The organism is Microcoleus sp. CAWBG640 (assembly GCF_020883015.1).
Lineage (GTDB): Bacteria > Cyanobacteriota > Cyanobacteriia > Cyanobacteriales > Microcoleaceae > Microcoleus > Microcoleus anatoxicus.
The window spans coordinates 25,495-37,667 of the sequence record NZ_JAHRFC010000032.1; the positions used below are offsets into that span (position 1 = coordinate 25,495).

The 12,173-nt window shown below is 42.1% G+C and carries 5 protein-coding genes; 3 read left to right on the plus strand and 2 right to left on the minus strand.

All coding sequences use genetic code 11. From position 1 onward, the window contains the following. Positions 1-163: 163 nt before the first annotated feature. The 3 genes from AAFP11_RS16960 to AAFP11_RS16970 all read left to right on the plus strand — a co-directional run bounded on the left by AAFP11_RS16960 (position 164) and on the right by AAFP11_RS16970 (position 8,984). Complete coding sequence (locus AAFP11_RS16960; RefSeq protein ID WP_341738128.1) at positions 164-2,551, plus strand: GAF domain-containing protein; 2,388 nt, start codon at positions 164-166, stop codon at positions 2,549-2,551. A gap of 218 nt (positions 2,552-2,769) precedes the next feature. Further along, positions 2,770-8,238 carry an AAA family ATPase gene (locus tag AAFP11_RS16965; RefSeq protein ID WP_341738129.1) on the plus strand — a complete coding sequence of 1,823 codons (5,469 nt, stop codon included), beginning with the start codon at positions 2,770-2,772 and terminating at the stop codon, positions 8,236-8,238. A 320-nt stretch (positions 8,239-8,558) separates the two neighbouring features. Beyond that, positions 8,559-8,984: a hypothetical protein gene (locus AAFP11_RS16970; RefSeq protein WP_341738130.1), complete on the plus strand. Its 426-nt coding sequence runs from the start codon at positions 8,559-8,561 to the stop codon at positions 8,982-8,984. Positions 8,985-9,059: 75 nt separating this feature from the next. Here AAFP11_RS16970 and AAFP11_RS16975 read toward each other — a convergent pair whose 3' ends face one another. Together AAFP11_RS16975 and AAFP11_RS16980 are read right to left on the minus strand one after the other, a co-directional pair. Further along, positions 9,060-9,485 (minus strand): DCC1-like thiol-disulfide oxidoreductase family protein, encoded by a 426-nt coding sequence (locus AAFP11_RS16975; RefSeq protein ID WP_341738131.1) that lies wholly within the window; start codon positions 9,483-9,485, stop codon positions 9,060-9,062. A gap of 177 nt (positions 9,486-9,662) precedes the next feature. Further along, positions 9,663-12,041, minus strand: a complete 2,379-nt coding sequence (locus tag AAFP11_RS16980; protein ID WP_341738132.1) for a PAS domain S-box protein — start codon at positions 12,039-12,041, stop codon at positions 9,663-9,665. Positions 12,042-12,173: the final 132 nt, after the last annotated feature.

A 12,173-nucleotide genomic window follows, 5' to 3' on the forward strand; every position in this document is an offset into this window, starting at 1 on the left:
AGAAAAGTCAAAGTTTATGGGCCCGATCGCCCTGGGAAAATAGCCAGTTTTCGATTCCCAGACAAAAGCTTTATAAACAGGCTGTAATTTCTTCACAAATCCTTAAATTCCGGCTCACCAAGATTATTATTGGCAAAATTCACTGTTTTCAGGTGTTTTACTCATGTCTACTCCTAAATCCTCATCTCGTCAAAGCAGCAATAACTCCGCCAAGTCACTCATGCCCGCAAATATAGACTCCACCGATCAAGATAATCACAGTTTGCAAAGCGAAGTTAATATGGAACAGCTACTGCAAGCTTTGGCTGCTGGAGTACCGAATGAATCTGCCGAAATTGAACGGTTGAAAACATGGAAACAAGACTTGCAGTGGGTGTTTCAATTCCTCGGCAACCGTCGCGTTTTAATAGCAGTAATCGAGCCGAGGACTTTTGCCCTGCGGTATGCTAACGCAGCTTTCTGTCGTTTGGCTGGCTGGGAAGGAACACCCCTGGGAAATGGGCCACTAGGCGGTTTGTTTGCAGGAATGGGTATTACTTTGCTCGAACTATTCGAGGAGTGGGACACCAAAACAGCGGAAAAATTATACCGCCGCCATCTTTTGCACTGGGTATTTAAACAATCTTATCAAATTGACCTCGCAGCTTTGCGAGTCCTCGACGAACCAGTGATGGCTACTGTAAAAAATCGGGTACACCCTGAACCAAGATTTGTCGAATTTTGGCTGGGTTCGGAACAGTTGCAAATTGCAAGAATTGACCCAAAGATAGATGAATTTGCGGATTTACATTTGAATTTAATGCCAGTAAACGAACGAGAATCTTGGTTGATGCAGTCGAATCAATTGGCGATTTTAGGCGATCGCTTGCAGTTGGATAATTACCAAGTAGAAGGTTTACTGGTACTCGAAGGTTTTGATGTCACCATACAGGAACAAATTAGGCGGCTGACGCAGTTATTAATCGATCGCGATTCCATGCTGCGCCCAGACAAATTTGAAAGAATAGATGGTTGTTTACGATCGCTCTTTAATGCAGATGGGACTGTGCTGCTGCGCCCTGACGGCGAACAGGTACAGATATTAGTGGCTAAAGGCGGCCAACATTTGCAGCCCGTAGTTTATTCAATGGACTCCCTAGAATCTTCTCATTTTTTGAAAGCAACGGCGGCAAATCAAGTTTGGAATGTCCCCGATTTACGCCGAGAATGCGACACCGAATGCGATCGGGCTTTGCGAAAAATGGGCGTGCGATCGATGCTACTGGTACCCCTAGTGGTCAAAACTGTCACCCGCGAGGGCTGCGTGCAGCGGATTTTGGGCCTAGTAGGAATGTTATGCGATCGGCCAAACCACTTCAACCGCATTGACTCCCAGCACGCCCAAGAACTCATTCCCGCCTTCATAGCAGCCCTGCGGCAAGCCATGCAGCAACGGTTTAGCCACATCCACAACATCCACCCCTCCGTCGAATGGCGCTTCATCCAAGAAGCAGAAAGACGAAGTTGGGGACTACCACAGGAAACAATAGTATTTTCTGAAGTTTATCCACTGTTTGGAATTTCCGATATTCGTGGTTCTAGCGACGAGCGAAATCGAGCCATTCAAACTGATTTACTAGAACAATTTCACTTAGCTTTAGACATAGTTGATGTCGTTTGTGAAACACAAACTACTCACCTCGGTCAGCAACTACGCCTCGATTTACTAGACTATATTGAGCATTTAAAAGAAAAAATAACAGTTGATATGGAGGTGCGAGCAGCGGAGTATTTGAACGAACATTTAGAAGTATATTTTGACTATTTTTTGCAGTGCGGGCCGAAAGTTCAGGAGGCAGTGGAAGCTTACCGAGTAGCTTGTGAAAACGAACACAACTGCGTTTACTGCGATCGCACTCGCTACGATGAAATGCTACATTTAATTACTAGCGAACTCCAAGAAACTTGGACACGCTGGCAAGACCGAATGCAGAAAATTCTCCCCCACTACTGCGACATAGAATGTACCGACGGCATGGATCACATGATTTATGTTGGCAAATCTATAGATAGCAGATTCAGTCAGTTTCATCTCCACAGTTTGCGTTACGAACAACTACGAGCAATTTGCGACTGCGGGCGCACGGTATTTCGCCTGCAAGCAGATTCGCAAATTAATATGGAACTCGCACATTTAGTCTTAGTACAGAATACCACTATCGACATTTTTCACAACGAAAATACAGAAAAAATGTTTGATGTCAAAGGCACCCGCGACATTCGCTACGAACTTGTCAAAAAGCGCATCGAAAAAGCCGTTGACAAAGACGCCCAAGAGCGAATTACCCAGTCAGGAATGTTGACTATAGTTTATTCAACCGAAGACGAATGGGAAGAGTACCAGCAATATTTGCGCTACTTGTCTCGCGAAGGTTGGGTAGAATCAAAAATTCAAACAGGGATGGTGGAATCGCTGCAAGGAGTCAGCGGTTTAAAATTTGCCCGCGTCCGTATTTTACCCGACCCCGAATCCATTGTTCATGTGAGTGAAGTTACAGTTGTACAAGATTGAAACTCCGCAATTTAAACAGCAATTCCGGTAAAGACCCTGGATGGTGTATGGGGGTCTCATCTAGGGGCAACCGGGTGTGGGATTGCCCCTACAAAAGTTAGTGCTATCTATTATTTGTGACTTAGGGCATAAAAAAAGGCGATCTATATCACATTAATATTAAAGAAATTAGCGATACTCTAGGTAAAATATAATCCTATATTACTTTAAATAAATCTATGCAAATTATTTCAAAATACCAAATTAATTCTAATATCAATGAAGGTGCAGAAACAATTATCTATCGCGCCCATACAATTCTAGACCAGACTTCCATAATTATCAAAATCCTCAAAGCCGAATATCCCACACTCGATGCCATTACTCGCCTCAAACACGAATATCAAATCCGCAAAGATTTAGACAACGAACAAATTGTCAAAGCCATGAGTATCCAAACCTTTGACAATCGATTAGGACTGGTTTTAGAGGACTTTGGTGGCGAATCTCTCGGACAACTTATCCAAAAAGAGAGGCTGAGTCTGCGATCCTTTTTAGACATCGCCATCCAAATCGTCAAAGCCATAGAATACCTGCACCAAAATCACATTATTCACAAAGACATCAAACCCAGCAACATCATAATCAACTCCCAAACCAAACAAGTTAAACTCACCGACTTTGGCATTGCTACTAAACTCAACAAAGAAAACCCGCAATTTAACAATCCCAACTCAGTAGAAGGCACATTAGCTTATATGTCTCCCGAACAAACCGGGAGAATGAACCGCACCCTCGACTACCGCACCGACTTTTATTCCCTCGGAATCACCTTATATGAAATGCTCACAGGTAGTTTGCCTTTTACCAGCAGTGACCCGTTAGAAATAGTCTACAGCCACATTGCAATTCAAGCAATTTCGCCACATCAAATCAACTCAGAAATTCCCCCGTCAGCCTCAGATATCGTGATGAAGTTAATGGCAAAAAACGCCGAATCAAGATATCAAAGTGCAGCGGGATTGTTAGCAGATTTAGAAATTTGTTTGCAGCAGTTAGAAACAACAGGAAAAATAGCATATTTTCATCCAGGTCGCTTAGATATTCTCAGCCAATTGTTAATTCCCCAAAAATTGTATGGTAGACAACAACAAGTCAACGAACTATTGGCAGCATTTGAACGTGTAGGGGCGGTTTCACCCGAATCTTTGCCACCCAACCCAAATACTGAAAAACCCGCCCTCACCAACCAAAAAAACCTTTCAATCGAATCTTTATCACCCAACCAAAACACCGAAAAATCTGCCCATTCCCAAAGCGAATTAATGCTAGTATCTGGTTATTCTGGCATCGGCAAATCTGCCGTCGTCAACGAAGTTAGCAAACCGATTACCAAGGCAAAAGGTTACTTCATCAGCGGCAAGTTTGACCAATTCAAACGCAACATTCCTTATGCCTCATTAATTCAAGCATTTAACTCCCTGCTGCGCCAGTTGCTAACCGAAAACGCTGCTTCTATAGAAACATGGCGCACCAAAATTTTAACAGCTTTAGGCACAGACGGCAAAGTAATTGCCGATGTAATTCCTGAAGTTGAATTAATCGCTGGAAAACAGCCAGAAGTGTCAGAATTAGGCGCTGTAGAATCGCAAAATCGCTTCAATCGGGTTTTTAAAGAATTTATTCGCATCTTCGCCCAAAAAGAACATCCGTTAGTGATCTTTTTAGACGATTTGCAGTGGGCAGATTCAGCAACATTAAAGTTAATGCAAACACTGATAACCGACCCCGACCAGCAATATCTGTTACTCATCGGTGCTTATCGCGATAACGAAGTTAGTCCAACTCACCCTTTGATTCAAACTGTAGAAGAAATTGAAAAAACAGGGACGGTTGTCAACAATATTGTACTGCAACCACTGGATTTGGACAATGTAACTGAATTAGTTGCTGAAACACTTAACAACATCACAGAAAAAGTCGGAAATCTAGCAGAATTAATTTGTAATAAAACTGGCGGTAATCCTTTTTTCTTGACGCAACTACTCCAAGCACTTTATCAAGACAATCTTTTGAAATTCGACTTTAGTCTCTTGGAAGGTAAAGGAGGTTGGAATTGGAGTATCGATGAAATTCAGGCCATTGGCATTACCGATAAAAGTGTGGTGGAACTGGTAGCTAGTCGCATTGAAAAGCTCCCCGCAGCCACGCAAGAAGTGTTGAAATTAGCAGCTTGCGTGGGGGATAAATTTGCTCTGGATGTGCTGTCACTGGTCAGCGAAGAGTCAGCTAATACTACAGCCACTGAACTTTATTCAGCCTTGCAAGCTGGGTTAATTCTGCCATTGAGCGATGCTTATCGTATTCCTTTAGTTTTCGACAAATCGGAATCAATTAATCTCAAATTAGATACTTCACGGGTTAGTTACAAATTTTTGCACGATCGCGTTCAGCAAGCGGCATATTCGCTCATTCCCGAAAACCAAAAGCAATCTACCCATTTAAAAATCGGTCAATTACTGTTACAAAATACTCCACCCGAAAAGCTAGAAGAAAACATCTTTGATATTGTCAATCAATTGAATATCGGAATTGACATGATTAGCCAGCTAGTCGAAAAGATTGATTTAGCAAAATTAAATTTAACTGCTGGACGCAAAGCAAAGGCGGCTAATGCTTATGAAGCGGCTGTGAGATATTTGCGGGTGGCTATGGAATTATTGCCAGCGGATTGTTGGCAAAGTCAGTATGAATTAGCGTTAGCAATTTACGAGTCAACAGCAGAAGCTGAATACTTAAATGGTAACTTCAAACAAGCAGAAATTTTGGCTGAAGTGGTTTTGCGATCGGCTAAAAACCAGCTAGATTTAGTGAAAATGTATCAGTTAAAAATATTATTTTATCAGGCTCAAAGCCTGATGCTAAAAGCTGTTGAAACTGGTCTAGAAATGCTGACAATGCTGGGAATAAGCCTATTAGACAACCAAAATATAGCAGTACCAAAATTGCCGCGAATTGAGGAATTAGAAAACCTGCCAATTATGACAGATCCCTATCAACTGGCAGCTATGGAAATCCTGACAGCCCTCTATCCTCCTGCTTATATTGCCAAACCAGAAATTGTGTCCTCGCTCGTCTTGACTATGGTCAATCTTTGTATCGATCACGGTCATTCAGCATTGGCTACTTTTCCCTATACTCTTTATGGAATGATGCTGTGCGGCATCAAAGGTGACATCGAAGCTGGCTACTACTCTGGACTCATTGCTTTAAAGCTGCTAGAACAATTCAATGCTAGCCAACAAAAAGCTAAGGTTTATGTAATGTTTAATGGTCATATAAGAATCTGGAAAGAGCCTACTTGGAATACACTTGATTCATTCCTGGAAGGAATGAAATTTGGTGTGCAAACTGGCGATCTAGAATGGGCTATTTATAATTGTATGCACTATGTTAGCAATTTATTTTTGGTGGGAAAATCGCTAGAGTATGTCGAATATAAACAAGCCGTATATATGCAGTTTTTGCTCACAAACAAACACGATTTTGCCATAGGTTATGCTGAAATTTGGCAAGTAATTGCTTCAAGCTTAAGAAGCCAAACAGCGGAGAATGTAAGGTTAGTTAGCGGTGGGTTGGATGAAAATGCTGTGATGTCGTCTTGGCAGAAAGACAATAATCGAATGTCGCTGTTTGCAGCTTATGTTGCTAAATTAATGCTGCTTTATTTATTTAAAGATGATGCTGGGGCTGTTGCTAGCGGTAAATTAGCGGTAGAATATGCAGATGGGGCGATCGGCTTAATCACTGTTGGGGTACACAATTTCTACTATTCGCTGGCTCTCCTCGCTCACTATCCTGACAGTGATAATCAAGAACAATACCTAGCTATTGTTAATTCTAATCAGCAAATTCTGAAAAAGTGGGCCTACCATGCACCCATGAATTATCAGCACAAGTACGAGTTAGTCGAAGCAGAAAAAGCGCGACTTCTCAGGGATCAACTTGCGGCTATGGATTATTATGATTTAGCTATTAAAGGAGCAGCCAAAAACGGTTACATCCAAGATGAAGCCTTAGCTTATGAATTAGCCGGAGAATTCTATCAATCTCTGGGGAAACAGATAGTTGCTCAAGCATATTTGACGAAAGCTTATTACGGTTATATCCGCTGGGGAGCTCTCGCGAAAGTTAAACACTTAGAGTCAATACATTCTTTCTTAGTAGCACAAACGCGGGTGGCAGAAACTCCAACTCTCGATGTCACGCGCACTACCACTGGAAGCACTACCAGCAATGGTTTAGGCGATTTCTTGGACGTGACTACTTTTATTAAGTCTTCGCAAGCGATTAACAGTGAAATAGTTCTCGAAAACTTGTTGACAAAATTAATTAAAATCCTTTTAGAAAACGCGGCGGCTCAAAAAGTCGTGCTGTTGCTGCTTAAAGGCGATGGACTCTGCATTGAAGCAGTAGGTAATTCTACAGATAGCACGGCAACTGTTTTACAATCTATGCCCTTGGAAAACAGTAAAGATTTGCCAATTTCTGTGATTAACTATGTTTTTCGCAGTCAACAGCCTCTGGTATTGGAGAATGGGACTGTTGCTGAATTTTTTCAGGCAGATGTCTATATTAGAGAATTTCAAATTAAATCAATTCTGTGTTTGCCAATTATTTATCAATCCCATCTGCAAGGGATTATTTATCTAGAAAATAAGTTAACAGCCGGAGCTTTTACCACCGACAGGGTAGAAGTTTTAAAGGTTTTAGTTACTCAAGTTGCTATTGCGATTGAGAATGCTAGTTTGTACGCTCGCGAGCAAGAAAAATCTCAACAGTTAGAAAAGTCTTTTGTGGAACTGCAACAAGCACAACTGCAATTAATTCAAAGTGAAAAAATGTCTTCTTTGGGTAATTTAGTGGCTGGTGTGGCTCACGAAATCAATAATCCGGTTGGTTTTATTTCGGGGAATATTAACGAAGCTAATAGGAGTGTTGCTGATTTGATTAACCATTTGAAGTTATATCAGGAAGAAGTGACAGCTCCAAGCTCAAAAATTGAACAGGATGCTGAAGATATTGATTTAGAGTATCTTATACAAGATTTGCCGAAAATGTTGGGGTCGATGAAAGTTGGGTGCGATCGCATTCGCAATATTAGCACATCTCTCCGCACCTTCTCCCGTGCTGACACTAGCCAACAAGTATCGGCAGATATCCATGAAGGGATTGACAGCACTTTAATGATTTTACAGCATCGCTTAAAAGCTAATCCCGACCGTCCCCTGATTCAAGTGGTTAAGGAGTATGGAAATCTCCCGAAAGTTAAGTGTTATTTGGGACAGTTGAATCAGGTGTTTATGAATATTCTGGCAAACGCGATCGACTGTTTTGAAGAAGCAAATAAAGGTCGGAGTTTTGATGAGATTGAACTCGCGCCTAATATCATTACTATCAAAACTCAAATTGATGACGAGCATCAAATAGTTGTCATTAAGATTGGAGATAATGGCAGGGGAATTTCTGAGGAAGTTGTAGCGCGGATTTTTGACCATTTATTCACGACTAAAGGTGTTGGAAAGGGTACGGGGTTGGGTTTATCTATCAGTCGTCAAATTGTGGAAGAAACCCACGGTGGCAAACTGACTTGTGATTCGGTAGTGGGGGAAGGGACAGAATTTGCGATCGCCCTGCCGTTGGATTAAGGGAATTGGCGTGTTTTTCAACCCGGAGATCCCCCCTAACCCCCCTTAATAAGGGGGGGACAAGAGCATTCTCTTTCGTCCCCCTTTTTAAGGGGGATTTAGGGGGATCTCTGGGGCAATCAAACACGCAATTGGCGGTTGAAACCGCGTCTACACGAACGAAGTCTGCCTCCGCAGACTAAGAGTGATTAACATATATTTAAAAATTTGTCAATGTCTAATTATCTGGGAAAAAGTCCGCTGTTTACAGTCTAGATTCGGCAGTATGCAGTTACATTGTTAGCTAAATGTCATAAGTGTATTTGATAGGAGTTTTGCCAGTGAACGCTGCCGAACAAGCTAAAAATATTGAACTTACGAGCAAAATTGCTGCGGTTGTTAATTTATTCAAATCGGAATTCCCGGATGTGAAAGTCGATTTGAAACCTTGGATGAATGACGCAGATACTAGAGAACTTGTCGATCCCGATTCCATTGACATTGGCTTTCATTTTCCAGGTAGAAGTCGCTTGTTACAAAGCCGCAGCATCCTGATTCAAATCCGATTTTACCAAGATCCGGTAGAAGGATCTCGGCGGGCGATCGGAGTTGAAGCAGCCGGCTACGATCATACTGGTCAACAGTGGCGTTTTTCTACTGTGGAAAGTTGGAGTTTTCTGGGCCCAACCGAACCTGCTGCGGAGTCGGCACAAAAACTCAAACATTTTTGCCAGGAGATATTCAATCTCTTTAATCCATCTTTTTGAGGACTAAATTCCTGACTACAAACCTGGTTTTTGAGGACTAAAGTCCTGACTAAGAACAGGTTAGTAGCAAGGATTTTAGTCCTTGCTACGATCGCAATTGTCGATCGCCCGACAGCCAATAGCATAAACTGATTTGTAAGTGGTAGAACGCTTGCCAAATAAAGTATAGCGATTATCCCGCACTTGTTCGTAAACGCGATCGCCCATCCATTTCATCCCCGGAATGGCACGGTAAGCAGCCACAAACACCTCACCTCCGGGTAATATTCGCCCGATTTCCTCCGCCGCATCGCTACCTTGCCAACGCCGTTGAGGTGTGTCACTATCTATCAAAATCATCCCCATTTCGCAGTCACCAGAAGTTATGCCAAAATGCTCTAATTCCTGTAAATATTGCATAGGAATATACTCAAATCTCTGACCTCGATCTAAGTTTTCCAGTAGCTGCACTAAGGTGACGCAGAGATTGCAATTGCCGTCGTAAATTACATGATATTTCATAGAAATTGGTAAGGGGTAATGGGGAATTGGGAAGGGAGCATCCCGATTGTGTAAGGGCGAAGCATGACCGCAGACAATTTATTAATGATAACCAAAGATTTACAGCGGTCATGCTAGAGCATCGTACCAATATATTTGCACTCATTGAAATGCACCCATTAGGAATTGGTTAACTGACTAATGACTGCTAACTATAGGAATCTCGATCGCAAATTCGGTTCCTTGACCGGGCGCTGAATAGCAATGCAACTGTCCGCCGTGCTTTTCCACTACAATTTGATAACTAATCGACAGCCCCAAACCAGTCCCTTTTCCCGGTGCTTTTGTCGTGAAAAAAGGATCGAACAGCCTTTGGTGAACTGCTGCTGGAATTCCTGGCCCGTTGTCAGCAATCCGAATTACAATATGAGTGGGATTGCGGCTAGAAGCATCATAAACAACATTGTTTCTCTCCATCAACACGTCCGGTTCATACTTTACTTCCGTACAAATCCGCAACGTTGGCGAAGGACAAGAAGGAATAAATGAATTCACATCCTCAGCCCACTGCCCAGTTTCCATAGCTTCTTCCAAAGCATCAATGGCATTGCCAATAATATTCATAAATACCTGATTCAATTGCCCAGCATAACACTGTACGCAAGGCAAATCGCCGTATTCTTTGACTAGCAAAATTTTAGGATGTCCCGGCGTTTCTTTCAGCCTATGCTGCAAAATCAACAAACTGCTGTCAATACCTTCATGAATATCTACGTGCTTTTGTCCTGCTTCATCCAACCGTGAAAAATTTTTCAGCGAGAGTACAATTTGGCGAATTCGCTCAGCTCCCATTTTCATCGAATTTAAGAGCTTTGGCAAATCTTGAAGCATAAAATTTAAATCGATATCATCTATCTCTTCTCGAATTGCTTCGGTGGGTTCCGGGTATTCTTTCTGATAAAGTAGCAGCATTTTCAACAAGTCTTGAAAGTAATCGTCAGCGTGCATGACATTGCCGTAAATAAAGCTGACTGGATTGTTAATTTCGTGAGCTACTCCGGCTACCAATTGCCCCAAGCTGACCATTTTTTCATTTTGCACCATCAGGCTTTGAGTTTGCTGCACATCCCGCAGAGCCTTGGCCAGTTCTTGATTTTTAGTCCTCAATTCACTTTCAGAAAGTCGCACTGCTTCTTCGGCTTTTTTTCTAGCAGTAATATTTTTGCGAATAGCTACATATTGATGGGGTTCTCCTTTGGCGTTTAAGCAAGGTACAATGGTAGTATCTAACCAAAAATATGTGCCATCTTTAGCTCGATTTTTCATCTCTCCCCGCCAAACATTGCCCTGGCGAATGGTTGACCAAAGCTGCTTGAAAAAATCGGCAGAATGATAGCTAGAATTGACCAGTCGGTGAGTTTTGCCAATCAGTTCTTCTCGATGGTATTTAAAGAGTTCGCAAAATTGGTCGTTGACATAAGTAATAGCGCCGAACTCGTCGGTATTCGAGACGATCGCAGATTGATCCAAGGCAAATTTTTCAAATTCTAGTTCTTGGAGGGTTTGCCACAATTCCGCTTCGGCTTGTTTGCGATCGCTAATATCAGTAATCATCCGCAAAACCCCAGAAAATTCGCCGTTGACATCAAACATCGGTGTCGCAGAGACGATCGCCCACAAGTGAGAGCCATCTTTGCGAGTAAACTGAAAATCGTGGCGTTCCCGGATACCTTGGCGTCGTCGCTGCACGTAAATATTGGCAATTTCCTTAGTATTGTCGTCAATAAATTCAAAGAGTGATCGCCCCTGAATTTCCTCCACTGTATACCCTAGCATTTCTGCCATCCGAGAATTAGCAAAAGTCGTTTTGCTTTCTGAGTCAAACATCCAAACGCCCTCGGAAGCAGTCTCCACAATGCAGCGGTAATAACTTTCCCTCTCCCTGAGTATTTCTTCTGTCTGTCTGCGATCGGTAATATCCAAAATTACCCCGTCGAAACAAACCACTACCAACTGCGAATCAGGGATTTGGCCAGGGTAGGAGACTAAGGAATCCCGAAATTTTTCTGCTGATTTCAAATCGCTGATATTACCATTTTCTATTTCTGTTTTTAAATCTAATTCCCTTGGTATTTCCTGGGAATTAGATGCCAAATTCGCCTCTTTTACTTGGCAATAAACAGGTTTGCCTTTTTCATAAACCCAGCTAATACCGCCGTCATGTCTGACAATCCGGTATTCCAGGATGTAGGGAGTTTTAGATACCACACTTTGCAGCAACAAAGCTTCGACATTCTTGCGGTCTTGAGGATGAATAATGCTAGCAAAATCACGGACGCGATCGTTAACAAAATCCGAGGCGGGATAGCCTGATATTTCTTGAATCGCCTCGCTCAAAAAAGCCATCCTCCGTTTACCAGCCGTGGGGTCGCTCAAGTCCCAGATACAACGGTAGATAGCACCAGGAATATTAGCCACTAAAGTTTTATATGTTTCTTCACTGTTTAACAAAAATGAATCTGCTTCACTGGGGGTTGCGCCATCCGTAACTTTAGATGAATTTGAGTAAATTTGCATATTTTTTTACGCTGGTGAGTGCGGGTTGAAATATTAAAGTAGATGGCCCATAAAAAGTGAATTTGATTAAAACAAGAATTCCTTATTGATTAATATAGTATATAATTTGTTGTTTAAACATTCAGAAAATTT